Genomic DNA, 25302 nt, shown 5'->3' with positions numbered 1-25302 from the left:
GAGTTGCGCGCACCCCACACACAAGATCTACCGATGATGAGGCCCCAAGTGCGCCGACGCTCGCTGCTTCTCGCCGTTCCCGCCGGACTGTTGACGCTCGCCGGCTGCGGCGACGACAAGGCAGACAAGGCCAAGTCCAAGGACACGGACGGCAGTTCCAACTCGGCGGACGCCGCCGCGAAGATCGTGGACGGGCCGCTGCCCGAGATCACCAAGGGCGACAAGTTCCGCCAGAAGCCGACGGTCGCGAAGGGCTCGGGCGACCCGTCGAAGAACCTGGCGGTGAAGACCCTGATCGAGGGCAAGGGCCCCGAGGTCAAGAAGGGCGACTCGCTGCAGGCCGACTACCTGGGCCAGATCTGGGCCTCGGCGAAGGTCTTCGACAACTCGTACGACCGCGGGGAGCCGGCGGTCTTCCCGATCGGCGTCGGCCAGGTCATCCCGGGCTGGGACAAGGCGCTGGTCGGCAAGAAGGTGGGCAGCCGCGTGGAGCTGGCGATCCCGCCGGCGCTCGGGTACGGCAAGCAGGGCAACCCGCAGGCGGGCATCAAGGGCACCGACACCCTGGTCTTCGTCGTCGACATCGTGGGTTCCTTCGGTGCGCAGAGCTCCGCCAAGGGCAAGGAGGTCGCGCAGGACAACATCGACCTGCCGAAGGCCGGCACGAACACCGACGGCAAGGCGCCCTCCATCGACGTCCCGAAGAAGGACGCCCCGAAGAAGCTCGTCTCGAACTATGTGATCGAGGGCGACGGCGCGGAGCTGAAGGCCTCGGACACGGTGCTCGTGCAGTACAAGGGCGTGCTGTGGGAGGGCGGCAAGGAGTTCGACTCCACGTACAAGCGGAAGCAGCTCGCGCAGTTCCCGCTGGCGCAGGTCGTCAAGGGCTGGTCGCAGGGGCTCACGGGCAAGAAGATCGGCAGCCGTGTGCTGATCGTGGTGCCCCCGGACCTCGGTTACGGCGACAAGGAGCAGCAGGGCATCCCCGCGAACTCCACGCTGGTCTTCACGGTCGACATCATCGCCAAGATGTGAGTCCTGCGGGATCCGATCAAGATGTAAGACTGTCCCCGCTGCACATTCGAAACAGCAGGAGCAATTCACGTGAAGAACACGGACAAGCCCGAGGTCGACTTCCCCGGTGGCGAGCCCCCGGCGAAGCTGGAGATCAAGGACATCTGGGAGGGCGACGGCCCGGAGGCCAAGGCGGGCGACAACGTCCAGGTCCACTACGTCGGCGTCTCCTTCTCCAGCGGTGAGGAGTTCGACGCGAGCTGGAACCGCGGCACCCCGCTCGCCTTCCAGCTGGGCGCCGGCCAGGTCATCCCCGGCTGGGACCAGGGTGTGCAGGGCATGAAGGTCGGCGGTCGCCGCCAGCTGATCATCCCGCCGCACCTGGCGTACGGGGACCACGGCGCGGGCGGCGGCCGGATCGCCCCCGGCGAGACGCTGATCTTCGTCTGCGACCTGGTCTCGGTCTGATCAGACCCTGAACCCGGACCGGACCCGGCCCGGGGCCTAACCCGAGCCGGCCCGGCACCGAACCGGACCCGATCCGGGACCGGACCGGAGCCGATCCGGATCTGATCGAGGGCCCCTGCCTTTGCGGCGGGGGCCCTCGGCTTTGCCACGACACTCCGTAGCGGTACGGTCGAGCGTCGTAGACCAGGGTGCGTGGCAGGTGGGAGAGGGCGTCGATGGCGATTGCCAAGGCAGAGCGGCTGATGAATCTCGCGCTGTGCCTTCTGGGGACCCGGCGGCCGCTGAGCAAGCGTGAGCTGCGCGGCTCCATCGAGGCGTACCTCGAAGCGGGCTCGGACGACTCCTTCAACCGGATGTTCGAGCGGGACAAGGACGACCTGCGGGAACTCGGTCTGGTCATCGAGACCGTGGAGAACCTCGACGGGGACGTCGGCTACCTCGCCCGCCGCGACAGCAACCGCCTCCCGCCCGTGACCCTCGACGCCGAGGAGGCCGCCGCGCTCGGCCTCGCCGCGAAGGTGTGGCAGCAGGCCCGCCTCGCCGGCGCCGCCAGCGGGGCCCTGCAGAAGCTCCGCGCCGCGGGCCTCCCGGAGGAGGTCGATCCGTACGAGCCGCACAGTGCGCTCGAACCGCGGATCCCCGTGCACGAGGCCGCGTTCGAGCCGCTGATGCTGGCCTGCCGGGACCGCAGGCCCGTCGTCTTCGAGTACCGCAAGGCCAACGCGGCCCGCCCCGAGGCCCGGCACGTCGAGCCCTGGGCCCTGGAGTGCTGGCGCGGCCACTGGTACCTGGCGGGCTGGGACCGGGACCGGGGCGCCGAGCGGCTGTTCCGGCTCTCCCGGATCACCGGCAAGGTCCGCTCCCGCGCCGGGAAGTTCACCGCCGAGGTCCCCGACGTCGTGACCGTGCGGGAGACCGTGGCGAGCTGGGCCGGGGAGATCGCCGACCGCTCCGCGAAGCTCAGGCTGCGCTCCGGCGCGGGCTACCCGCTGCGCGCCAAGGCCACGTCGGTACGTGAACTGGGCGACGGCTGGGACGAGTTGGAGATTCCGTACGGGCACGGCATGGACGCCTGGCTCGTGGAGTTCGGGCCGGACGTGGTGGTGCTCGAACCCGCCGAGCTGCGGGCGGACGTCGTGGACCGGCTGCGTGCCGTGGCCAAGGGCTGAGGGGGAGACCGACAGACATGGCCGCGAACGCCATCGACCAGACCCGCAGGATGCTGTCCCTCGTCACGTATCTGCGCGAGCGCCCCGGCGCCCGGATCGCGGACGTGGCGCGGGCGTTCGGCATCAGCGAGGACGAGCTGATCTCCGACCTGGACGTGCTGCCGCTGTGCGGGACCAGCTTCCGCGGCGGCGACCTGCTCGACATCGACACGGACGGCGAGCGGATCTGGTGGCACAACCCGGCCGCCCTGTCCGCCGAGGCCGCCGCCCCGCTGCGGCTCGCCGCGGACGAGGCGACCGCGCTGCTCGTCGCGGCCCGTGCCGTGGCGACGCTGCCCGGCCTGCGCGAGGGCGACCGCGAGGCGCTGCTGCGGGCCACCGCCAAGCTGGAGGCCGCGGCCGGCGAGACCGCCGGGGCCAGCGCCCGCCTCTCGGTGACGTTCGAGTCCGAGGGCGGCGTCTTCGCCGAGGTCGACCGCGCGATCTCCGAGCGGCGCCGGCTGTGGGTGCGGTACTACTCGCCCGCACGCGACGAGCTGACCGAGCGGGAGGTCGACCCGATCCGCCTGTTCGCGCTCGGCCACACGTACATGGAGGCGTGGTGCTACCGCTCCGAGGCGCGGCGCACCTTCCGCCTCGACCGGGTCGCCGAGATCCGCATCCTCGACGAGCCCGCCGCCCCGCCCGAGCTGGAGCTGCGCGACCTGTCCGAGGCGCTGGTCCAGCCGTCGGCGGACGACCCCGAGGTGGTCGTCGAGGTCGGGCCCGGCGGCCGCTGGGTCGCCGAGTACTACCCGCACGACAGCGCCGAGGAACTGCCCGACGGCGGCCTGCGGATCACCCTGCGCACCCCCGACCCGGCGTCGCTGCGGCGCCTGGCCCTCCGCCTCGGACCCGACGGCCGCATCACCGCCCCCGACGACCTGGCCCGCAGCGCCCGCGACGCCGCAGCCGACGCGCTCGCCGCGTACGAGGAGTCGCACGGCCGGGAGATCGGTGCGGAGGCGCGGGAGTCCGGTGCGGAGGACCGGGAGACCGGTGCGGAGGCTGGGCGGTAGATGTGAATCAGCCCACTGACTCGGAGGCCGCGCCCGCCGCGTCGGGCGCCCTCGCCGGCCTGCCGGCCGTACCGCGCCAGGCCGGTCCCACGCAGTTCAAGGCCGCCTGCCCCGACTGCCGGGCCCGCTTCCAACTCGCCGCGGGCGCCATCCGGTTGGCGATCGGCGCCAGCCGCCGTACGACCTTCTACTCGTTCACGTGCCCCGAGTGCGGGGCCTCCGTGCGCAAGCCCGCGGGGGAGCGGATCGTCGAACTCCTCACCCGTGGCGGGGTGCGGACGCTGCGACTCCACTCCACGGTCTAGGGTGGCGCGCATGTTCTGGCCCATGATCGCGATCGCCCTGGGGTTCTGCGGGCTCGCCGTCCTCGGTGTGCTCGCCGTCCGCGTCTTCCTCGAGGTCAGACGCCTCGGCGCCCAAGTCGCCGACACCGCACGGAAGATCAACCGCGCCGCCGAGGACCTGGAGCGGGCCGCGACCGACATGGCGCGGACGGGGCACGACACCCTCTGAGGAGTCGCCGTGCCGGTGCCGCGAAAGGGACGAGTACGCTGCTCGGGCGGCCCGGAACGGCGGGCCGACGGCGCAACTGAGAGTACGCACAGGGATTGCCCGGCGTTCACCCCTACGCGTTACGATCCACTGAGTACGGTGGTCGGATGGCAGTCCGGCCTGTCCGGCAGCAATCACCCCCTGCCGCCTCGTGAGAAGGAAGTCGCACATGATCGGCAATCTGAAGCCCCTCGAGATCGTTCTGATCATCGCCGTCATCCTGCTTCTGTTCGGCGCCAAGAAGCTTCCCGACATGGCGCGTTCGCTCGGCAAGTCCGCTCGCATCCTCAAGAGCGAGGCCAAGGCGATGAAGAAGGACGACGAGTCGGCGAAGAGCACCGACGCCACCAACGACTCGGCGACGCAGCAGGCCGCCCCGCGCACCATCCAGGCCGCCCCCGGTGACGTGTCCAGCGCCCGCCCGGTGAACGAGCCGAAGCCCACCACGCAGAACTGACGTCGCTGCCCGCCGGCTGCCGCACGAGAAGAGGGACGTGGGTTGCTCAAGACTGCCCGCCGCAGTAAGGAGTCGAAGGATCCAGAGGGGCGGATGCCCCTGGGGGAGCATCTTCGGGAGCTGCGCAACCGCCTGATGAAGGCGGTTCTCGCGATCCTGGTGGTGACGGTCGTCGCCGCCTTCTTCCAGAAGGAGATCTTCGATTTCCTCCTGCGCCCGATCCTCAGCTCGGTCGGCTGTCCCGACGGCGCCTCCGTCGCTGCCAACGGCAAGCCCTGCGCGATCATCAAGACCGACACCCTGCTGTCCCCGTTCACCATCGCGCTGAAGGTCGCGCTGATGAGCGGCGTCCTGGTGGCCACGCCGGTCTGGCTCTACCAGCTCTGGGCCTTCGTCGCGCCCGGACTCCACAGCCACGAGCGCAAGTACGCCTACGTCTTCGTCGCCGTCGGCGCCCCGCTGTTCCTCGGCGGCGCCTGGGTCGCGTACGAGATCATTCCGCAGACCGCGGAGATCATGCTGGGCTTCAGCCCGGTCAACGTGCAGAACCAGATCGCCCTCGACGCCTACCTCGACCTGGTCACCCGCATGGTGATCGTCTTCGGCCTGGCCTTCGAGCTGCCGCTGTTCCTCGTCGGCCTCAACTTCGCCGGAGTCTTCCCCGGCAAGCGCATGCTCGGCTGGTGGCGCGGCATGGTCCTCGCGCTCACCCTGTTCGCCGCGGTCGCGACGCCCGGCGGCGACCCGCTGTCCATGCTGCTGCTCGCCGGCCCGCTCTGCGTCCTGTACTTCATCGCCGTGGGCATCTCCATCGCCAACGACGCGCGCCGCCGCCGCAACAACCCCGACGCCGCCCTCTCCGACGACGAGGCCTCCGACCTCGACCTGACCCCCGAGGCCCTCGGCGAGGTCGAGTCCGTCGCCCCGCCGCGCGCCCTGCCCGAGCAGGCGAGCGGCGAGCACAACGACCGCAGGACGAACGGTTACGACGACATCACCTGATCAGTTAAGGTCCTGCCCCCACACCACCCGGAGGGGCCCGCAGTGACCAGCGAGATCACGCTCTTCGTCAATCCCACCGCAGGACGCGGCCGGGGCGCGCACGCCGCGCAGCCGGCCGCTTCCGCGCTCCGGGCCGCCGGATTCTCCGTACGCACCGTCGTCGGCGACGGACCCGACGACGCCCTGCGCCGCGCCCGCGAGGCCGTCGACGCCGGGACCGGCGCGCTCGTGGCCGTCGGCGGCGACGGCATGGCCGGCCTCGCCCTCCAGGCCGTCGCCGGGACCCGCACCCCGCTCGGCGTGGTCGCCGTCGGCACCGGCAACGACTTCGCCCGCACCCTCGGCCTGCCCGTACGCGCCCCCGAGGCGGCGGGCAGGCTCACCGCCGAGGCGCTGAAACGCTCCCGGATCCGGGACGTCGACCTCGGCCGGGTCGACGGGCGCTGGTTCGGCACCGTCCTCGCCTCCGGCTTCGACTCCCGCGTCAACGACCGCGGCAACCGGATGCGCCTGCCCGGCGGCCGCTTCAAGTACGACCTCGCGATCCTCGCCGAACTCGCCGCGTTCAAGCCCCTCCCGTACCGCATCCGGCTCGACGACGGGCCCGTCCTGGAGGTCGACGCCACGCTCGTCGCCGTCGGCAACGGCAGCTCGTACGGCGGGGGCATGCGGATCTGCGCCGGGGCCCGGCCGGACGACGGGCTGTTCGACGTCACCGTCGTCGGCGACTGCTCCCGGGCCACGCTGCTGCGGGTCTTCCCGCGGGTCTACAAGGGCACCCACCTCGACCACCCGAAGGTCACCGTCCACCGGGCCGCGAAGATCAGCATCGACGCCCCGGACATCACCGGGTACGCCGACGGGGAGCCGCTCGGCCCGCTGCCGCTGACCGCCGAGTGCGTGCCCGGGGCGGTCCGCGTGCTCACCGCCTGAGGCCGGAGCCGGGCGCGGTCCCCGGCCCGGGGCCGGCCTGAACAAAGATCGCGACGCTGTCAGTGGTGGCGGGTAGGCTCGAAGACAAGATGACAGAGGACCTCTCACCGGCCGAGCGGTACGCGGCAGCACGCAAGCGGGCTGTCGAGCAGGCCACCGCACTCGCATCCTTCCGCGAGATGTACGACTTCGGGCTCGACCCCTTCCAGATCGAGGCCTGCCAGGCACTCGAGGCGGGCAAGGGCGTCCTGGTCGCGGCGCCCACGGGCTCGGGCAAGACCATCGTCGGCGAGTTCGCCGTCCACCTCGCCCTGAGACAGGGCAAGAAGTGCTTCTACACCACCCCCATCAAGGCCCTCTCCAACCAGAAGTACGCCGACCTGGCCCGCCGTTACGGCAGTGACAAGGTCGGCCTGCTCACCGGCGACAACAGCGTCAACTCCGACGCACCGATCGTGGTCATGACCACCGAGGTGCTGCGGAACATGCTGTACGCGGGCTCCCAGGCCCTTCGCGGCCTCGGGTACGTGGTGATGGACGAGGTGCACTACCTCTCGGACCGCTTCCGCGGCGCCGTCTGGGAGGAAGTGATCATTCACCTTCCGGACTCGGTCACGCTCGTCTCCCTCTCCGCCACGGTCTCCAATGCCGAGGAGTTCGGTGACTGGCTTGACACGGTCCGCGGCGACACCGAGGTGATCGTCTCCGAGCACCGCCCGGTCCCCCTCTTCCAGCACGTCCTGGCCGGCCGGCGGATGTACGACCTCTTCGAGGAGTCCGAGTCCGGCAAGCGCGCCGTCAACCCGGACCTGCAGCGCATGGCCCGCCTCGAGGACAGCAGACCCTCGTACGGCAGGGACCGGCGCAAGGGCAAGCGGATCCGGGAGGCCGACCGGGAGCGGGAGCGGCGCTCCAGGTCCCGGATCTGGACGCCGGGCCGGCCCGAGGTCATCGACCGCCTGGACTCCGAGGGCCTGCTCCCGGCCATCACCTTCATCTTCAGCCGCGCCGCCTGCGAGGCCGCCGTCCAGCAGTGCCTGTACGCGGGCCTCAGGCTCAACGACGAGGAGGGTCGCCGCAAGGTCCGCGAGATCGTCGAGGAGCGCACGGCCTCCATCCCCGACGAGGACCTGCACGTCCTCGGGTACTTCGAGTGGCTGGAGGCCCTGGAGCGTGGCATCGCCGCCCACCACGCGGGCATGCTGCCGACGTTCAAGGAGGTCGTCGAGGAGCTGTTCGTGCGCGGCCTGGTGAAGGCCGTGTTCGCCACCGAGACCCTCGCGCTCGGCATCAACATGCCCGCCCGCTCGGTGGTGTTGGAGAAGCTGGTCAAGTGGAACGGCGAGCAGCACGCCGACATCACCCCGGGTGAGTACACGCAGCTGACCGGCCGCGCGGGCCGCCGCGGCATCGACGTCGAGGGTCACGCCGTCGTCCTCTGGCAGCGCGGCATGAACCCCGAGCACCTCGCGGGCCTCGCCGGCACGCGTACGTATCCGCTGCGCTCCAGCTTCAAGCCGTCGTACAACATGGCGGTGAACCTGGTCCACCAGTTCGGGCGGCACCGCTCGCGCGAACTGCTCGAGACGTCGTTCGCGCAGTTCCAGGCGGACCGCTCGGTCGTCGGCATCTCCCGCCAGGTCCAGCGCAACGAAGAGGGCCTGGAGGGCTACAAGGCCTCCATGACCTGCCACTTGGGCGACTTCGAGGAGTACGCGCGGCTGCGCCGCGAGCTCAAGGACCGGGAGACCGAGCTGGCCAAGCAGGGCGCCGTGCAGCGCCGTGCCGCCGCGGCCGCCGCGCTGGAGAAGCTCAAGCCGGGCGATGTCATCCACGTCCCCACCGGCAAGTTCGCGGGCCTCGCCCTGGTCCTCGACCCGGGGCTTTCGGCGGGCCGGTCCAACGGGCACCGCGGCTTCGAGAGCCATGACGGGCCGCGGCCGCTGGTGCTCACCGCCGAGCGGCAGGTCAAGCGGCTCGCGTCGATGGACTTCCCGGTTCCGGTCGAGGCGCTCGACCGGATGCGGATCCCGAAGTCCTTCAACCCGCGCTCGCCGCAGTCCCGTCGGGACCTGGCCTCCGCGCTGCGCACCAAGGCGGGGCACGTCCGGCCGGAGAAGCACCGCAAGGGCCGCTCGCCCGCCGCGGACGACCGGGAGATCGCCCGGCTGCGGGCCGCGCTGCGCGCCCACCCCTGCCACGGCTGCGACGAGCGCGAGGACCACGCCCGCTGGGCCGAGCGGTACCACCGGCTGAAGCGCGACACCCGCCAGCTGGAGCGCCGCATCGAGGGGCGGACGAACACCATCGCGCGCACCTTCGACCGCATCGTCGCCCTCCTCACCGAGCTGGACTATCTGCGCGGGGACGAGGTCACCGACGACGGCCGCCGCCTCGGCCGGCTCTACGGCGAGCTGGACCTGCTCGCCTCCGAGTGCCTGCGTGAGCGGGTCTGGGAGGGCCTGAATCCGGCCGAACTCGCCGCGTGCGTCTCGGCGTTGGTGTACGAGGCGCGGGCCGCCGACGACGCGCTGGCGCCGAAGCTGCCCTCCGGCCCGGCGAAGGGCGCGCTCGGCGAGATGGTGCGGATCTGGGGCCGGCTCGACGCCCTGGAGGAGGAGTTCCGCATCAGCCAGGCGGAAGGCGTCGGGCAGCGCGAGCCCGACCTCGGCTTCGCCTGGGCGGCGTACATGTGGGCGTCCGGCAAGGGCCTCGACGAGGTGCTGCGCGAGGCGGAGATGCCGGCGGGCGACTTCGTGCGCTGGTGCAAGCAGGTCATCGACGTGCTCGGCCAGATCGCGGCCGCCGCCCCGACGGACGGCAGCACGGTCGGCAAGAACGCCCGCAAGGCGGTCGACGGTCTGCTGCGCGGGGTCGTGGCGTACTCGTCGGTGGGCTGAGCCTTCTTACGGTCGGCAGGGGCGGTGCACGCGGGTGTGCCGCCCTCTGTCGTGTCCGGCCCCGGTCAGCTGCGGGCGGGCCCGGTGCTCCAGCCCTCGTGGTCCGTCCACGCCTGCAGGGTGCGCTCGCTCTCGAAGCGGTGCGCGCGGCCGGTCAGCGGGTCGGTGAACTCCAGGGTGCGGGCGAGGAGTTGGAGCGGCCGGGCGTAGTCGTCCGGGGCGGGATCGGTGAGCACGGGGTACACCGGGTCGCCGAGGATCGGCACGCCGAGCGCGTTCATGTGCACGCGCAGCTGGTGGGTGCGGCCGGTGCGGGGCAACAGGCGGTAGCGGGCGAGCGGGCCGCCGGGGCCGTGCGTACGGTGCTCGACGAGCTCGATCCGGCTCTCGCTGTTGGGCTCGCCCGGCACCTCGTACGCGGCGATGATCCCGCGGTCCTTCACGATCCGGCTGCGCACGGTCCGCGGCAGCGCCAGCCCCGGGTCGTACGGGGCGATCGCCTCGTACTCCTTGTGCACCAGCTTGTCGGCGAACAGGCGTTGGTACGCGCCGCGATCGGCGGGGCGCAGGGTGAAAAGGACGAGGCCGGCGGTGAGGCGGTCGAGGCGGTGCGCCGGGGCGAGTTCGGGCAGGCCGAGGTCGCGGCGGAGGCGGGCCAGGGCGGTCTCGGTGATGTGGCTGCCGCGCGGGGTGGTGGCGAGGAAGTGCGGCTTGTCGACGACGAGGAGATGCGCGTCGCGGTGCAGGACCCGGAGCGGGAACGGTACGCGGGGCTCGGGGGCGAGGGGCCGGTGGAACCAGAGGTGCCCGCCCGGCGCGTACGCACTGTCCGCGCTCAACTCGCCGTCCACGCCCGCCACTTCACCGGCGGCGAGCAGCCCGTCCACCACCTCGGGGCCCACGGGGAGCCGCTCCACGAGGAACTCGCGCACGGTCCGCCACGCCCCGTCGACCGGCAGCTTCAGGTGGACCGGGTCGATCCCGTCCCGCTGGGCGAGCGGCGAGACGGGGACGGGAGGCTTGCGTCGGGGCACGGGGGCAAGAGTACGGGGCTTCGTCGCCGTGGTCGGGCGGTCGCCGTTGACCCGGGCGCCGTTGATCGCCCTCCGGGCTCGTCCTCAAGCGACGGACGGGCTGGATCGTCGCCCTCCGGGCTCGTCCTCAAGCGCCGGACGGGCTGGATCGTCGCCCTCCGGGCTCGTCCTCAAGCGCCGGACGGGCTGGATCGTCGCCCTGCCCGCTCGTCGGCGCGTGTCTCAGGCCGCGTTGGCCGGAGTCCGCGTCTCCTGTTCCGCTTCCACCTGGGCGTTCCATTCGCGCTTCGAGGACTGCCAGCCGTCCTCGTTGTGGCCGAGGCGCCAGTAGCCGGAGATGGAGAGGCGGTCGCGGGGGATCTCGCGGTCCAGGCGGAGGTGGCGGCGCAGCTCCTTCACGAAGCCCGCCTCGCCGTGCACGAACGCCTGCACGTCGCCCGCCGGGAAGTCGAGGCCCGTGACCGCTTCGACCAGGGCCTGGCCGACCGGGCGGGAGCCGCGGTGCAGCCAGGTGATCCGGGCGCCGTCGGGGGAGACCACGTCCTGCTCCTCCTCGGGCCCCTCGACCTCCACGAACGCGTGCACGCGCGCGCCCGCGGGCATCTGCTCCAGGGACGCGGCGATGGCGGGCAGCGCGCTCTCGTCCCCGGCGAGCAGATGCCAGTCCGCGGCGGCGTCCGGCGCGTACCCGCCGCCGGGGCCGAGCAGCCGGAGCCGGTCGCCCGGCCGCACCGCGGTGGACCAGGGTCCGGCCAGGCCCTCGTCGCCGTGCACCACGAAGTCGACGGTCAGCTCGCGGAGTTGCGGGTTCCAGGCGCGCACCGTGTACGTCCGCGTCACCGGCCACTGGTCGCGCGGGAAGTCCGCGCGGATCTGCTGCATGTCGAACGGCTCCGGGTACGTGACGCCGGGGACCGGGAACAGCAGCTTGACGTAGTGGTCGGTGTGCGTGCCCGCCTCGAACTCGCCGAGTCCGGGGCCGCCGAGCACCACCCGCTGCATGTGCGGGGTGAGGCGCTCGGTGCGGAGCACCTCCGCGAGGTGGGCCTTCGGTGCTTTACGGGCCGGACGTTCTGCCACGGAGGCCTCCCAGACCAGTGAGGGCGTTGCTCAGGTAAGTCGCTTAGGTAAGCCTAAGTTAACACCTGGCGGCCCGGGATGCCTCCCACTCCGAGAACCGAACCGAACCGAACCGCCTAACCCTCGAGAACCGCGAGCAGCCGCTTCACCGGACCCGTCAGACCCCAGCGCGTGGCCAGCTCCTCCAGCGCCGCCGGATCGCGGGGCTCGCGGGGCAGCGTGAGCGGGACGTCCGGCACCGGCACGTCCGAGGCGACGCGGACGACCTTCGGCGCCACCGCCACGTACGGCCGGGACTCGTCCAGGCGCTTGCGCTGGCTGGGGGTGAGCTTCGACTTCGGGTCGTCGACGGCGGCCATGATCCCGTCCAGGTTCCCGAACTGGGCGATCAGCTTGGCCGCGGTCTTCTCGCCGATGCCGGGGACGCCGGGCAGGCCGTCGCTCGGGTCGCCGCGCAGCAGCGCCAGGTCGACATAGCCGGCGCCGTCGACCGCGTACTTCTCGCGCAGCCAGGCCTCGTCGGTGACCTGCAGGGTGCCGACGCCCTTGAGGGGGTAGAGGACGCGGATCCCGCGCTCGTCGTCGACCAGCTGGTAGAGGTCGCGGTCGCCGGTGACGATGTCGACCGGGCCGGTCGCGCGGGCGGCGAGCGTGCCGATCACGTCGTCCGCCTCGTACCCGGCCGCGCCGATGCGGGTGATGCCGAGGGCGTCCAGGACGTCCTCGATGACCGGGACCTGCGGCGAGAGCGTGTCCGGGATCTCCTCCTCGTCCGCGCCGCCCGCCACCTCCTCGGCGACGCGATGCGCCTTGTACGAGGGGATCAGGTCCACCCGCCACTGCGGGCGCCAGTCCGCGTCCATGCATGCCACCAGCTCGTCGGGGTGGTGGTCGAGGACGAGGCGCGTGATGAATTCGAGCAGCCCGCGCACGGCGTTCACCGGCGTGCCGTCCGGGGCCTTCACGGATTCCGGGACTCCGAAGTACGCCCGGAAGTACAGGGAAGCGGTGTCGAGGAGCATGAGCCGTCGTGTTTGCTGCGTCACACGGGCATCATGCCGCACCCCACCGACAGCGCCCCGCCGTCCGCCGTACGAAGGCCGGCCGCGCGGAGTGCCGCGCCGGAACGATCACGCGGAGTGTTCGGTCGTACGCGCAAACGGAAGATGAACGACGTGTGCTGTGAGCTGGAACACTCTTGCGTTTCAAGCGAGTTGGCCAGGGCAGGCGCGGAGCCGGAGCGAACCGATTGACGGATTCAACTAGTCCGATTGCAACGGCGAGCGGGAGGATTCCGCGCCGCTCCACGGCCCGCCGGCGGGGGAGGCGGGCCGTTTCAGGTACGAACCGAGAGGCTTTATGTCCAGGCTGCAGGCCGAGCATCTCTACAAGGTGTTCGGCAGACGACCCGACGACGCGGTGCGCAGGCTCGAGGGCGGCGCCGACCGCGACGAGCTCCGCGCCGACGGCACCACCGCCGCGGTGATCGACGCCTCGTTCACCGTCGAGCCGGGCCAGATCTTCGTCGTCATGGGTCTGTCCGGATCCGGCAAGTCCACGTTGCTGCGCATGCTCAACGGACTGCTCGAGCCGACCGCGGGCCGGGTGCTCTTCGACGGTGAGGACATCACGCACATCAGCGCGCGCAAGCTGCGCGAGGTCCGCTCGAAGAAGATCAGCATGGTCTTCCAGCACTTCGCGCTCTTCCCGCACCGCAGCGTCCTGGAGAACGCCGCGTACGGCCTGGAGGTGCAGGGCGTCCCGCGCAAGGAGCGCGAGCGGCGCGCCACCGAGGCGCTGCGGCTCTGCGGTCTCGAAGGCTGGGAGAAGTCCTGGCCCGACGAGCTCTCCGGCGGTATGCAGCAGCGCGTGGGCCTGGCCCGCGCGCTCGCCACGGACGCCGACCTGCTGCTCATGGACGAGTCGTTCAGCGCGCTCGACCCGCTGATCCGGCGCGACATGCAGGACCAGCTCCTGGAGCTGCAGAAGACGCTGAAGAAGACCATCGTCTTCATCACCCACGACCTCAACGAGGCCATGCGCCTCGGCGACCAGATCGCGGTCATGCGGGACGGCCGGATCGTGCAGATCGGCAGCTCCGAGGACATCCTCGTGCGCCCCGCCAACGACTACGTCGCGTCCTTCATCCAGGACGTGGACCGCTCCCGCGTGCTCACCGCCGGCGCCGTCATGGAGCCGGTCGAGGGCAAGGCCGAGGCCGTACGCGCCGCCGCGCCCGCGACCGTCGGCAAGGACACGCCGCTCGTCGAGCTGTTCTCGCTGTGCGCGGCCGCCGACGCCCCGGTCGCCGTGGCCGACGCCGCGGGCGAACTCGTCGGCCAGGTCACGCGCACGCGCCTGCTCGCCGCGCTCGGTGAGGAGGGCGGCTCCCCCGAGGCCGCCCCCGTACCGCAGCAGCGTGACGCGAAGCCGGTCGTCGAGAAGCCCGGCGATGAGAAGCCCGGCGACGACAAGTCCGGCGACGAGAAGCCCGTCGAGAAGCCGGTCGAAGGCGTGAAGCCCGACGAAGACGGTGCCGGCGATGCCGAGGAGGTGCCCGCCAATGCCTAGGGTCCCCCTCGGTGACTGGGTCAACAGCGGAGTCAGCTGGCTCCTGGACCACATGAACTGGCTGTTCGACGCCGTCAAGGCGGTCGTCACCGGCCTCTACGACGGCATCAACGCCGTCCTGTCCGCCCCCGAGCCGCTGCTGCTCGTCGGCATCTTCGCCGTGATCGCGTTCTGGCTGCGCGGCCTGCTCGCCGGTGTGCTCACCTTCGCGGGCTTCGGGCTGATCATCTCGATGGAACTCTGGGACAACGCGATGATCACGTTGTCCCTGGTGCTCGTCGCCACGATCATCGCGCTCGTCGTCTCGGTGCCGCTCGGCATCTGGGCGGCGCGCTCCAACACCGTCAGCGGAATCGTCCGGCCCGTCCTGGACTTCATGCAGACGCTGCCCGCGATGATCTACCTGATCCCGGCCATCCTGTTCTTCGGCATGGGCGCATCCGCGGGCATCATCGCGACCCTGATCTTCGCCCTGGCCCCCGGCGTCCGCATGACGGAGCTGGGCATCCGCCAGGTCGACGAGGAACTGGTCGAGGCGGCCGAGGCGTTCGGCACCACGCCGCGCAACACCCTGCTCCGCGTCCAGCTCCCGCTGGCCCTGCCGACGATCATGGCGGGCGTCAACCAGGTCATCATGCTGGGCCTGTCCATGGCCGCGATCGCGGGCATGGTCGGCACCGGCGGCCTCGGCGGCGACGTCAACCAGTCCATCGGCCAGCTCGACGTCGGCCTCGGCGCCGAGGCGGGCTTCTCCATCGTCATCCTCGCCATCTACCTGGACCGCATCACCGGTTCGCTCGGCAGCCAGGTCTCGCCGCTCGGCCGCCGCGCCGCCGCCAAGGCGCGCGCCGCGCAGGGCCTGAAGATCTGGAACTACCGTCCGCGCCCCGCGTTCGCGGTCGTCGGCGTCGTGATCCTCGCCCTCGTGGCGGGCGGCCTGAACTTCATGGGCAAGTCCGAGACCGAGGCGGCCGGCGACGGCACGAACGTCGGCCAGGGCAAGAAGATCTCCATGGGCTACATCCCGTGGGACGAGGGCGTGGCCTCCACCTTCCTCTGGAAGGAGATCCTGGAGCAGCGCGGCTTCAAGCCCGAGGTCAAGCAGCTCGAAGCGGGCCCGCTCTACACCTCCCTGTCGCAGGGCCAGCTGGACTTCCAGACCGACGCCTGGCTGCCCACCACGCACGAGGAGTACTGGAAGAAGTACGGCTCGAAGCTGGAGGACATGGGCGACTGGTACGGCCCGACCTCCCTCGAACTCACCGTGCCCTCGTACCTGAAGGGCATCGACTCGCTCGAGGACCTCAAGGGTCAGGGCAAGAAGTTCAAGGGCAAGATCATCGGCATCGAGCCCAGCGCCGGCATGATGAAGCTCCTCAAGGACAAGGTCCTCAAGGAGTACGGCCTGGAGGGCGAGTTCGAGGTCGTCGACGGCTCGACGCCCGCGATGCTGGCCGAGCTGAAGCGCGCGTACGCCAAGAAGGAGCCCATCGTCACCACGCTGTGGTCGCCGCACTGGGCGTACAGCGACTTCGACCTGAAGAAGCTCAAGGACCCGAAGGGCGCCTGGGGCAAGGGCGACCAGGTGCACACCGTGGCCCGCAAGGGCTTCGGCGCCGAGAACCCCGAGCTCGCCAAGTGGCTGAAGGACTTCGAGCTCACCGAGAAGCAGCTCACCAGCCTCGAGTCGGAGATCAACAAGGCCGGCAAGGGGCAGCAGCAGGAGGCCGTCCGCGCCTGGCTGAAGAAGAACCCCGGCCTGGTCGACAAGCTGGCCCCCGTCCAGAAGAAGGCGCCCACCGAGGGCGGCAGGGGCGAGGCCGCGCGTCCCGTCAACGTGGCCTGGTTCCCGTGGGACGAGGACGTCGCCGTGACGTACCTCTGGAAGAACGTCCTGGAGCAGCGCGGCTACAAGCTGAACCTGAAGCAGTCCGACGTCGGCCCCGTCTACGCCGGTCTCGCCTCGGGCTCCCTGGACGTCAACTTCGACGCCTGGCTGCCGACGACGCAGAAGCAGTACTGGGACAAGCACAAGAACGACCTGACCAAGCTCGGCTCCTGGTACAGCCCGACCTCCCTGGAGATCGCGGTCCCGTCCTACGTCAAGGGCGTCAAGTCCATCGAGGACCTCAAGGGCCGCTCCGGCGAGTTCAAGGGCAAGATCATCGGCATCGAGCCGGGCGCCGGGATCATGACCACGATGAAGGACAAGATCCTTCCGGGGTACGGCCTCGACAAGGAGTACGAGCTCGTCGAGGGCTCCACCCCCGCGATGCTGGCCGAGCTGAAGCGCTCGTACGCCAAGAAGGAACCGGTCGCCGTCCTGCTGTGGACGCCGCACTGGGCCTACAGCGAGTACGAGCTGACCAAGCTGAAGGACGGCAAGGGGCTGTTCGGCGAGGGCGACAAGCTCTACAACGTCGCCAGCAAGGAGTTCCCGAAGCAGTACCCGCAGCTCTCCAAGTGGCTCAAGGGCTTCAAGATGAACGAGGAGGAGCTCGCGAGCCTGGAGAACGAGATCAAGAAGCGCGGCAAGGGCAAGGAGGAAGAAGCCGTCGCCGCGTGGATGAAGGACCACCCGGGCATGGTCGACCGGATGGCGCCGATCGAGTAGCACCGCGTTCGCACGTGGCACCCCCGAGGGGTGGGTTCCGCCCAGGTCGTACGGCCTGCGGCGGGCCCACCCCTCGGGGTTTTCCCGGCCCCCCTCCGGAGAACTGATCGCCGGGCGCACACTGGAAGGACGGACCGGACGGTGTACGACCGTGCCGCAGGCCGGTACGGTCCCACCCCGGCTGGATTCCGTCGGGTGCCCGCAGCGGCAGGACGGTTGGCAGGGCGCGGGCCGCGCTGCTTGCGTAGGGTGCTGAGCACACGATCGGACCGAAGCGACAGAGGGGGGCCGGATCATGGACGAGAAGGAATCCGCGCGGGTCGGCGTGGCCATCCGGCGCCGCCGCCGTGCGCTGAGCCTCACGCTCGCCGCCGTGTCGGGGCGCAGCGGCCTCTCGGTGCCCTTCCTCAGCCAGATCGAGAACGAGCGGGCCCGCCCGAGCCGCACGTCCCTGGAGCGGGTCGCGGACGCGCTCGGCACCACCGCCGTCGAGCTGCTCTCGGCCGCCGACGCGGAGCGCACCGTCGAGGTGGTCCGCGCCGACACCGACGAGGAGCGGCCCGGCATGCGGAACCTCGTGCACGGCCAACACCAGCTGCACGCCCGGGAGTTCATCGGCGACCACGACTCCGGCCGCGAGTTCCAGCACCGCAACGACGAGCTGCTGTACGTGGCCGAGGGCGCCGTCGAGGTCGAGGCGGAGGGGCGTGCGTACCGCCTGGGGCGGGGCGACACGCTGTTCCTGTCCGGCGGGGTGCGGCACCGGTGGCGGGCGGCCGTGCCCGAGACCCGCGTCCTGGTCGTCGCCGTCGGCGAGCACATCAGGGCCGAGCCGGAGTGAGCGCGCGGCCGGCCGGGGTGCGCCGGGGCTCGGCGGTGGTGGAGGTGTCGGTGAGCCCACGGCGGGCCGTGCCGCCCGTGCTGTCTCTGCGCGGGGCAGGAGTTGCGCAGGGCTCGGCGGCGGCCGAGGGGCCGAAGTGAGCGCGCGGCGGGTCGTCTCGCTCGTGCCGTCCCTCACCGAGGCGGTGGCGCACAGCGCGCCCGGCCTGCTCGTCGGCGCCACCGACTGGTGCAGCCACCCGCCCGACCTGGCCGAGACCGGAGTCGTACGCATCGGCGGCACGAAGAACCCCGACGTGCCCGGCATCGTCCGGCTCGCCCCCGACCTGGTGATCGCCAACGAGGAGGAGAACCGCGCCCCCGACCTGGCCGCGCTGCGCGCCGCCGGGCTCGACGTCCTCGTCACGGAGATCCGCGACCTGCCGTCGGCGCTGCGCGAACTCGACCGGGTCCTCGTCCGCGGCTGCGGCCTGCCCCGCCCGGACTGGCTCGACGCGGCCGCCGACGCCTGGGCTTCGCCGCCCGCGCCGCTGGGGGTACGGGCCGTCGTGCCGATCTGGCGGCGCCCCTGGATGGTCCTCGGCCGCGACACGTTCGCCGGTGACCTGCTGGCCCGGCTCGGCGTCACGAACGTCCACGCCGCCCACGCGGAGCGCTACCCGCGCATCCCGCTCGCCGAGCTGCGCGCATCCGGCGCGGACCTGGTCGTCCTCCCCGACGAGCCGTACCGCTTCACGCCGACCGACGGCCCGGAATCCTTCCCCGACCTCCCGGCGGCCCTGGTCGACGGCCGCCAACTCACGTGGTACGGGCCTTCGCTGGTGCAGGCGGGGGCTGTGCTGGCGAGGCAACTGCGGGGTGCGGTGGGGTAGTTGGGGCGGGTCGGCAACGGCCGCTGCTGTACGCCCGGTATGCACGGCCCCTCCCGCGGCTGCCTCGGCCTACTGCGAGCAGGCCATCGGCCCCGCTCGCGTCCCGGTTCGGCCGGGCCTCATCACGCGTAGCCGGTGCCGTTCCCGGGGTGCTCGGGGCGCGGCTTGGCGGGGGAGACGGAGGGGGCGGTTTCCCTCCCACGCGATCCCCGGTCGTGCAGAGCAGGTCGGGGCCGCGCGTGCCGTCCCGTGCCGTGTCGCGGACCGGTCTTTCGTCGGCGAGTAGGCCTCGGCCGACCGCGGCGGGAGGCTGGGCCGCCTGGGCGCAGGAAGGGGCGGCTCCGGCGGGGGCGTGGTGCTTCCGTGGGCCGAGGGGCGAGGGGGTGCGGCCGGTCAGGCGGGAGTGGCGGTGAAGGCGTTCGCCGGCGCGTGGTCGCGAGGGCGTCCGCGTCGGCCGGGGAGCCCGGGGCGGAGCGCGCCATGCCGACGGCGTCGGCGCGGGAGCCGACGTCGTACGGCACCCGACCCCCGGTCGGACGTGCCCCTACGCGCAGGGCTGCGGAGTCAGCAGGCGGCCCTTGGCCAGGCCGTGGGCTGTGCCGATCGTGGCGGTGGCCCAGGCCGCGAGGAGGAAGACGTACAGGGCCGTCGCCAGCCACTCGTACGCCGTGAGGCCCGTATGGCGTGCCAGGCCCGCGGCGGCCGTGACGCAGGTGCCCACCGGGAACGTGAAGCCCCACCACGTCATCCCGAACCGCAGCCCCGACCGCGCCGCGCGCACCACCAGGGCCAGGGCAAACGCCAGCCACAACAGGGCGAAGCCGAGCACCGGCACCCCGTACACCACCGCGAAGGCCTCGAAGGCGCCCGCGTACGAGCCGCCGATCGCGGAAGGGGCCACGTCCGCAAGGGAGTTGACGGCGGTCGTGGACTGCCCGAGCGGGCCGAGGACCAGGAACAGGGTCGGAGTCAGGGCCAGCGGCAGCGGCCCGTGCACCACGAGCCGGCCGAATATCAGCGGCAGCATCAGCAGCGTGGCGAGCAGGCTCAGGCCGAACATCGCGTAACTGCCCAACAGCAGGGCCTCCCGCCACTGGCCCGCCGGGACGTGCGGAAGGAGCAGCGGGCCCTGCGCGGCCGACACCATCGGCGCCACCACCGGCAGCAGCCACACCGGCGACGCGGTGCCCGGGTCGACCTTGTGCCGGGTCACCATCAGGTACGGGATCGCCGCCGCCGCGAGCAGGCCGACCGCCGTGCCGGCCGAGAACAGCACCACGTCGACGGCGAGAGCCGCACGCTCCCCGAGGACACCGCCGCCCAGCGTGAGCGTGCCCCCGCCGACCGCGAGCAGCGCCATCGACAGGCAGCCGTAGAACGGGGCCACCGCCGGGTCGAGCAGATGCGCCCTGGCCTGGTCCCGGTGGCGCAGCCAGTGCCCGGCCCGGGCGACGAGCAGGACGGCGAGCAGCAGCGCCGACAGGGCCCACACGGCGACAGCCGCGGCGTGCGGCACCGGCGCGGGCAGCGCGGCCCCGGCGGAGGCGACGATGGCGGTGCCCATGACGGCCGCGTACCAGTTGGGGCCGAGGTGCCGCAGCGGCGAGGCGGCACCGCGCTCCGCAGCCGGAAGGGCGGGGGTGGAGACCTGCCGGGGAGTGGCCGGAAGGTCGGGAAGGTGCGGGGGAGCCGGGGAAAGGTGCTGCGGGTGCGCGTAGCTTGCCATGCCCCCAGATTCCTGCGCCGATCCCGCCCTCACCAGGGGGTATGTGTCTATGAGGGCATAAGCTGGGGTTATGAGCAATGGGCGGGACGACGCGGTGAACGGTTCGGGGCCGACGGATGCCGGGGACGCGGCGCACGCGGTGGACGCGAACCTCGCGCATCGGGTGCCCGAGCTGGGCGCGCTGCAACTGCTGCTCGCCGTGGCCCGGCTCGGCAGCCTCGGGCGGGCCGCGCAGGAGCTGGGGATCACGCAGCCCGCCGCGAGCAGCCGAGTGCGGGCGATGGAACGGCAGTTGGGCGTCGGGCTCGTCGAGCGCTCGCCGCGCGGCTCACGGCTCACCGACGCGGGCGTCCTCGTCACCGACTGGGCCCGCCGCGTCGTCGAGGCGGCGGAGGCGTTCGACGCGGGGGCGCAGGCGCTGCGGGACCGGCGGGACTCGCGGCTGCGGGTCGCGGCGAGCATGACCGTCGCCGAGTACCTGCTGCCCGGCTGGCTGATCGCGCTGCGCCGGGAGCGGCCGGACACCGCGGTGTCGCTGCTCTCCGGCAACTCCGCCGCCGTCGTGGAGCGGCTCCTCGCCGACGAGGCCGACCTCGGCTTCGTCGAGGGGCTCACCGCGCCCCGCGGGCTGCGCGGAGCGGTCGTCGCACGGGACCGGCTCGTCGTGGTCGTCGGGCCCGACCACCCGTGGGCGCGGCGGCGCACCCCGCTGACCCCGGCCGAGCTCGCCGGGACCGCGCTGATCCTGCGCGAGGAGGGCTCCGGCACCCGCGAGGTCCTGGACGCGGCGCTCGCCGGGCACGGCGGCCTCGCCGCGCCGCTCCTCGAACTCACGTCGACCACCGCCCTGAAGGCCGCCGTCGCCAGCGGCGCGGGCCCGGCGGTCCTCAGCGAACTCGCCGTCGCGGAGGAGCTCGCCGCGCACCGGCTCATCCACATCCCCGTCGAGGGCGTCGACCTCCGCCGCGCCCTCCGCGCGGTCTGGCGCTCCGGCCAACGCCCCACCGGCCCGGGCCGCGACTTGCTCTCGCTGACGCGCCGCACCAGCTGAGCACGACTGCTCGCCGCACGGCCTTCCCGCGGCCCCTCGCGAGCCGGAGGCTACGGCTCCTGCACGGGACTTACGGGCGGTCCGTACGGCCGGGTTGCACGGTCCGAAGGGGCCGTACGGGCTTACGCCGTTCCCGGAGTGGGCGTGGGGCTGGTCGTGACCGGCGGTGGGCCGGCGACAGCGTGCCGCCGCGCACCGGGCGTACGAGCCGGAGGGGCTGTACGAGTCGGCGCGGCGCCCACCCGCGTGCGCTGTACGGGCCAGCCACCCCCGGCAGCCAACGGGCCCCGCAGGAGCGGAACTTGCCCTCACGGCCGGTGAGCCACTGCCGACCCGCACGAGCAGATGCAACCCACCGGGAGCTCGGACCACGGGCCCGCCGTTCGGCCTCGGGCAACCGCCCCGCGCCACCCGGCCGCCGAGCCGTCATGGTCCCCGCGGTCCGCCGCCCCGTCGCACGGGTCCGCCGTCCTGCCTCCGGCGACCGCCCCGCGCCATCCCAACGCCGAGCGGCCATCGGCCCACCGCCTCGCCGCCGAGCCGACTTCGGCCCCTGCGGCCCACCGCCCCGCCGCCGAGCCGTCATGGTCCCCGCGGCCCGCCGCCCCGTCGCACGGGTCCGCCGTTCGGCCTCGGGCGACCGCCCCGCGCCATCCCGTCGCCGAGCCGGCATCGGCCCACCACCTCGCCGCCGAGCCTTCAGGGTCCCCGCGCCCCACTGCCCCGCCGCACGGGTCCGCCGTTCGGCCTCCGGCGACCGCCCCGCACCACCCCACCACCGAGCCGACATCGGCCCCCGCGGCCCACCACCCCGCCGCGCGGGGCCGTCGTGCCGAACCGCCCGGCGGAGTCCCGCCTGACCTTCCCGGTCCTCAGCGCTCGCCTCCCGCCGCTTCCACCAACCCCCGCATGACCCGCAGATCCGTGCCCATCTCCGGGTGCCACTGGACGCCCAACGCCCACGCGGGGGAGGGGAGTTCGATCGCTTCGATCGTGCCGTCCGGCGCGTGGGCGGAGGCCGTCAGGTCGGTGCCGAGGCGGTCCACGGCCTGGTGGTGGTACGTCGGGACGTGGTCCTCGTCCGGGACGAGCGACGCGTACCGCGTGCCGGGGACCGGCTTCACCGGGTGGCTGCCGAAGACGCCCTTCTGCACGGCGTGCCCCTCCATGTGCTGGACGAGGGTGCCGCCGCGGGCGACGTTCAGGAGCTGCATGCCGCGGCAGATGCCGAGCAGCGGGGTGCCGGACGCCAACGCGGCGTCGATCAGGGCGAGTTCCCAGGTGTCCCGGGCCCGGTTCGGCGGGCCCGTGTGCGGCTCGGGCTCGGCGCCGTACCGCACCGGTTCGACATCCGGCCCGCCCGCGATCACCAGGCCGTCGAGCCGGGCGACGACCGCCTCCGCGTGCGCCGGGTCGTCCGGCGGCAGCATCGCCGCGATGCCGCCCGCGTCCTGCACGAGGCGCGGGTACCCGGCGGGCAGCAGCGCCGCGTCCAGCTCCCACACGCCCCACCGCGCACCCGCCTCCAGGTAGGTGCTGACCCCGATCAACGGCCTGCTCACGACGCGTACTCCCTCGCCACTGGTTCCGTCACACCTAGTTCCGTTCCAACTCTGCCTCGGCCGCCGCGAGGGCCGCGAACTCCTCCTCCGGGGCCTTCGCCACCAGATGCTTGCGGCTGTAGAACCCGAAGTACGCGATCGCCACCACGTACACGCCGAGCGCGATGAACGCCGCCGTCACGTCGACGAGGAACGTCGCCACGAGCGCCGCGCAGGCCAGGACCAGCGCGACCGACGAGGTCAGGACACCGCCGGGCGTGCGGTACGGCCGCTCGAGGTGCGGCTCGCGGCGGCGCAGCACGATGTGCGAGAGCGACATCAGGGCGTACGAGATGGTCGCGCCGAACACCGCGACGTTCAGCATCCGCGCGCCGTTCCCGCTGGCCGCGGCGAGCGCGAAGCCGATCGCGCCCGGCACCAGAAGCGCCAGGTAGGGGGCCTTGCGGCGGCTGGTGAGGGAGAGGGACTTGGGCAGGTAGCCGGCCCGGGAGAGCGCGAACAGCTGACGCGAGCCCGCGTAGATCAGCGAGAAGAACGACGCCACCAGACCGGCCAGGCCCGCGTAGTTGACGATGCGGCTGAGCGCCGTCGGCTCGCCGTCCGGTTGCAGCGCCTCCACCAGCGGGTTGCCCGCGTCCTGGATGGCGGCGGAGCCGCGCGCGCCCGCCGACGCGAAGAACGTCAGCAGCGCGAGGCCGACGAGGATCAGCATCGACCAGCGGATCGCCTTCGGAAGTGTGCGCGCCGGGTCCCTGGTCTCCTCCGCGGCGAGCGGCACGCCCTCCACACCGAGGAAGAACCACATCCCGAACGGGAACGCCGCCCAGATCCCCAGAATCCCGTACGGCAGCCAGGAGTTGGAGCCGAAGGCGTCCGGGTCCGCCTTGATGTCGTTCAGGCCGGACGCGTCGAACTCCATGAACGCGCCGACCGCGAACACAAGGAGTGCCGCCACCGCGATGCCGGTCACCACGAAGCTGAACTGCAGGGCCTCGCCGACGCCCCACAGATGGATGCCGATGAAGATCGCGAAGCAGGCGAGCGTCAGCGGCCAGCCCGCCTCCAGGCCGAACAGTCCGAGGGACTCGACGTAGTCGCCGATGAAGATGGAGATCGCGGCGGGGGCGAGGACGTACTCGATGAGGATCGCCGTGCCGGTGAGGAAGCCGCCCCAGGGGCCGAGGGCGCGGCGCGCGAAGCCGTAGCCGCCGCCTGCCGTCGGCAGGATCGAGGAGAGCTCGGCGAGCGAGAAGACCATGCAGGTGTACATCAGGCCCATCAGGACCGTGGCGACGGCCAGGCCGCCGAAGCCGCCCTCCGCGAGGCCGAAGTTCCAGCCGGAGAAGTCACCGGAGACGACGTACGCGACGCCGAGGCCGGTGAGCAGCAGCCAGCCGGCGCTGCCGCGGCGCAGCGCCCGGCGCTCCAGGTAGTCGTCGCCGGTGCCCGCGCCGGGTGGGGCGGTGGTGCCGGGTGGGGCGGTGGTGCGTTCGTCCGTCATGGCAGGGGCTCCCCGCATTCGCCAATGGAATGGCTCCATACCTTTGCGGCGCACTCCGGGGAGCGCAAGACCTCTGCGTTACTTTCGGGTTACGAGCGGGCCGTACGGCGGTGCATTGCGGACGACCCGCTCCCTCACGCCAGAAACCCCCGCAGCAGCGCCGCCGTGCCGCCGCAGTGCTCGCGCATCACGCGCCGCGCGGCGCCCGCGTCGTGGTCCAGGACCGCCGCGACCAGGGCCGCGTGCTGCTGCTGGGAGTGCTCCAGGTTGCGCACGAGCAGCGGGATGCAGTCGAGCAGGTCGTTGACCGTGGCGCGGACCGCCGCGTACTGGGCGGCGAGCGTCGGCGAACCGGAGAGCTCGGCGAGCGTGAGGTGGAAGAGGGTGTCGAGCCTCCGGTAGTCGGTCAGCGGGGCGTCCTGCGTGGCGGCCAGCGCGTCGAGGAGCCGGTCCTCCTGCTCCTTGGACAGGCCCTGGCCTGCGCAGAGTTCGGCGGCCCCGGTCTCCAGGACCTCGCGGAAGCGCAGCGCGTCCTCCAGGTCCACGTCCTCCAGGCGGCGCCGCAGTTCCTCCTCGCCGGCCGCGCCGCCCTCGCGGGCCTTCACGAACGTGCCGCCGTACCGCCCGCGCCGGCTCTCCACCAGGCCCTGGTCCTGCAGCACCTTGAGCACCTCGCGCAGCGTGACCCGGCTGATGCCCAGCTGCTCGGCCAACTCCCGCTCCGCGGGCAGCCGTTCACCCGCGGGCACGAGGCCGAGCCGGACCACCTGGAGGATCTGCTCCAGGGCCTCCTCGAAGCCGTTGCCCGCGCGCACCGGGCGAAGGACCTGCGGGAGCCGCTGCGCTCCCGCGTTCGCGGACTCGGTCGTGGACATCGAGCGTTTCCCCCTTCCCAAGG

General features: G+C 72.3%; 22 protein-coding genes. 15 read left to right on the top strand and 7 right to left on the bottom strand.

What is annotated here, in order from left to right:
• Positions 1-48 precede the first annotated feature (48 nt).
• From ACIDOF_RS06735 to ACIDOF_RS06690, 10 genes are all read left to right on the top strand, one after another.
• Complete coding sequence (locus ACIDOF_RS06735; protein ID WP_409004929.1) at positions 49-1035, top strand: FKBP-type peptidyl-prolyl cis-trans isomerase; 987 nt, start codon at positions 49-51, stop codon at positions 1033-1035.
• A gap of 69 nt (positions 1036-1104) precedes the next feature.
• Positions 1105-1482 (top strand): FKBP-type peptidyl-prolyl cis-trans isomerase, encoded by a 378-nt coding sequence (locus tag ACIDOF_RS06730; RefSeq protein WP_409004771.1) that lies wholly within the window; start codon positions 1105-1107, stop codon positions 1480-1482.
• A 215-nt stretch (positions 1483-1697) separates the two neighbouring features.
• Positions 1698-2651 (top strand): helix-turn-helix transcriptional regulator, encoded by a 954-nt coding sequence (locus ACIDOF_RS06725; RefSeq protein ID WP_409004770.1) that lies wholly within the window; start codon positions 1698-1700, stop codon positions 2649-2651.
• 17 nt (positions 2652-2668) lie between these two features.
• On the top strand, positions 2669-3709 hold the full coding sequence (locus ACIDOF_RS06720) for a helix-turn-helix transcriptional regulator (RefSeq protein ID WP_409004769.1): 1041 nt from the start codon (positions 2669-2671) through the stop codon (positions 3707-3709).
• Between the two features lie 59 nt (positions 3710-3768).
• Entirely contained in the window at positions 3769-4014 is a 246-nt protein-coding gene (locus tag ACIDOF_RS06715) for a hypothetical protein (RefSeq protein WP_409004928.1), read from the top strand.
• A 10-nt stretch (positions 4015-4024) separates the two neighbouring features.
• A complete protein-coding gene (locus ACIDOF_RS06710) occupies positions 4025-4222 on the top strand; it encodes a hypothetical protein (protein ID WP_409004768.1) in 198 nt (65 codons plus the stop codon).
• 208 nt (positions 4223-4430) lie between these two features.
• Positions 4431-4718, top strand: coding sequence for a Sec-independent protein translocase subunit TatA (gene tatA / locus ACIDOF_RS06705; protein ID WP_409004767.1), 288 nt, complete (start codon positions 4431-4433; stop codon positions 4716-4718).
• Positions 4719-4760: 42 nt separating this feature from the next.
• Positions 4761-5720, top strand: coding sequence for a twin-arginine translocase subunit TatC (tatC, locus tag ACIDOF_RS06700; protein WP_409004766.1), 960 nt, complete (start codon positions 4761-4763; stop codon positions 5718-5720).
• A gap of 42 nt (positions 5721-5762) precedes the next feature.
• Positions 5763-6653, top strand: a complete 891-nt coding sequence (locus ACIDOF_RS06695; RefSeq protein WP_409004765.1) for a diacylglycerol kinase — start codon at positions 5763-5765, stop codon at positions 6651-6653.
• Between the two features lie 89 nt (positions 6654-6742).
• Positions 6743-9553, top strand: a complete 2811-nt coding sequence (locus tag ACIDOF_RS06690) for a DEAD/DEAH box helicase (protein ID WP_409004764.1) — start codon at positions 6743-6745, stop codon at positions 9551-9553.
• Positions 9554-9618: 65 nt separating this feature from the next.
• Here the strand turns inward: ACIDOF_RS06690 and ACIDOF_RS06685 are convergent, their stop codons facing one another.
• From ACIDOF_RS06685 to ACIDOF_RS06675, 3 genes are all read right to left on the bottom strand, one after another.
• Positions 9619-10587: an RluA family pseudouridine synthase gene (locus tag ACIDOF_RS06685; RefSeq protein WP_409004763.1), complete on the bottom strand. Its 969-nt coding sequence runs from the start codon at positions 10585-10587 to the stop codon at positions 9619-9621.
• 222 nt (positions 10588-10809) lie between these two features.
• Entirely contained in the window at positions 10810-11667 is an 858-nt protein-coding gene (locus tag ACIDOF_RS06680) for a siderophore-interacting protein (RefSeq protein WP_409004762.1), read from the bottom strand.
• Positions 11668-11783: 116 nt separating this feature from the next.
• Positions 11784-12689, bottom strand: a complete 906-nt coding sequence (locus tag ACIDOF_RS06675) for a 5'-3' exonuclease H3TH domain-containing protein (protein WP_409004927.1) — start codon at positions 12687-12689, stop codon at positions 11784-11786.
• A 337-nt stretch (positions 12690-13026) separates the two neighbouring features.
• Here ACIDOF_RS06675 and ACIDOF_RS06670 point away from each other — a divergent pair, with 337 nt between their 5' ends.
• The 4 genes from ACIDOF_RS06670 to ACIDOF_RS06655 all read left to right on the top strand — a co-directional run bounded on the left by ACIDOF_RS06670 (position 13027) and on the right by ACIDOF_RS06655 (position 18564).
• Positions 13027-14238, top strand: coding sequence for a glycine betaine/L-proline ABC transporter ATP-binding protein (locus ACIDOF_RS06670; RefSeq protein WP_409004761.1), 1212 nt, complete (start codon positions 13027-13029; stop codon positions 14236-14238).
• Positions 14231-16852, top strand: coding sequence for an ABC transporter permease/substrate binding protein (locus ACIDOF_RS06665; protein WP_409004760.1), 2622 nt, complete (start codon positions 14231-14233; stop codon positions 16850-16852). Before ACIDOF_RS06670 ends, ACIDOF_RS06665 begins: the two co-directional genes overlap by 8 nt.
• Positions 16853-17147: 295 nt before the next feature.
• Complete coding sequence (locus tag ACIDOF_RS06660; RefSeq protein WP_409004759.1) at positions 17148-17693, top strand: helix-turn-helix domain-containing protein; 546 nt, start codon at positions 17148-17150, stop codon at positions 17691-17693.
• A gap of 136 nt (positions 17694-17829) precedes the next feature.
• On the top strand, positions 17830-18564 hold the full coding sequence (locus tag ACIDOF_RS06655; protein ID WP_409004758.1) for a helical backbone metal receptor: 735 nt from the start codon (positions 17830-17832) through the stop codon (positions 18562-18564).
• A 544-nt stretch (positions 18565-19108) separates the two neighbouring features.
• Here the strand turns inward: ACIDOF_RS06655 and ACIDOF_RS06650 are convergent.
• On the bottom strand, positions 19109-20290 hold the full coding sequence (locus ACIDOF_RS06650) for a TDT family transporter (RefSeq protein ID WP_409004757.1): 1182 nt from the start codon (positions 20288-20290) through the stop codon (positions 19109-19111).
• 70 nt (positions 20291-20360) lie between these two features.
• On the opposite strand from ACIDOF_RS06650, the gene ACIDOF_RS06645 reads away from it, so the two are divergent.
• Positions 20361-21341 carry a LysR family transcriptional regulator gene (locus ACIDOF_RS06645; protein ID WP_409004756.1) on the top strand — a complete coding sequence of 327 codons (981 nt, stop codon included), beginning with the start codon at positions 20361-20363 and terminating at the stop codon, positions 21339-21341.
• Between the two features lie 872 nt (positions 21342-22213).
• On the opposite strand, the gene ACIDOF_RS06640 is transcribed toward ACIDOF_RS06645, so the two are convergent.
• From ACIDOF_RS06640 to ACIDOF_RS06630, 3 genes are all read right to left on the bottom strand, one after another.
• On the bottom strand, positions 22214-22903 hold the full coding sequence (locus ACIDOF_RS06640) for a gamma-glutamyl-gamma-aminobutyrate hydrolase family protein (protein ID WP_409004755.1): 690 nt from the start codon (positions 22901-22903) through the stop codon (positions 22214-22216).
• A 34-nt stretch (positions 22904-22937) separates the two neighbouring features.
• Positions 22938-24404, bottom strand: coding sequence for an ethanolamine permease (gene eat / locus ACIDOF_RS06635; RefSeq protein WP_409004754.1), 1467 nt, complete (start codon positions 24402-24404; stop codon positions 22938-22940).
• A 134-nt stretch (positions 24405-24538) separates the two neighbouring features.
• The gene (locus tag ACIDOF_RS06630; RefSeq protein WP_409004753.1) at positions 24539-25279 is read right to left on the bottom strand and encodes a FadR/GntR family transcriptional regulator; all 741 of its coding nucleotides are present in this window, start codon (positions 25277-25279) and stop codon (positions 24539-24541) included.
• Between the last annotated feature and the right edge of the window lie 23 nt (positions 25280-25302).

It is taken from the genome of Streptomyces sp. Da 82-17, assembly GCF_046098215.1.
Taxonomy (GTDB): domain Bacteria; phylum Actinomycetota; class Actinomycetes; order Streptomycetales; family Streptomycetaceae; genus Streptomyces.
Note: the sequence above shows the minus strand (reverse complement) of the source record. Positions and strands in the feature narration are given on the sequence as shown.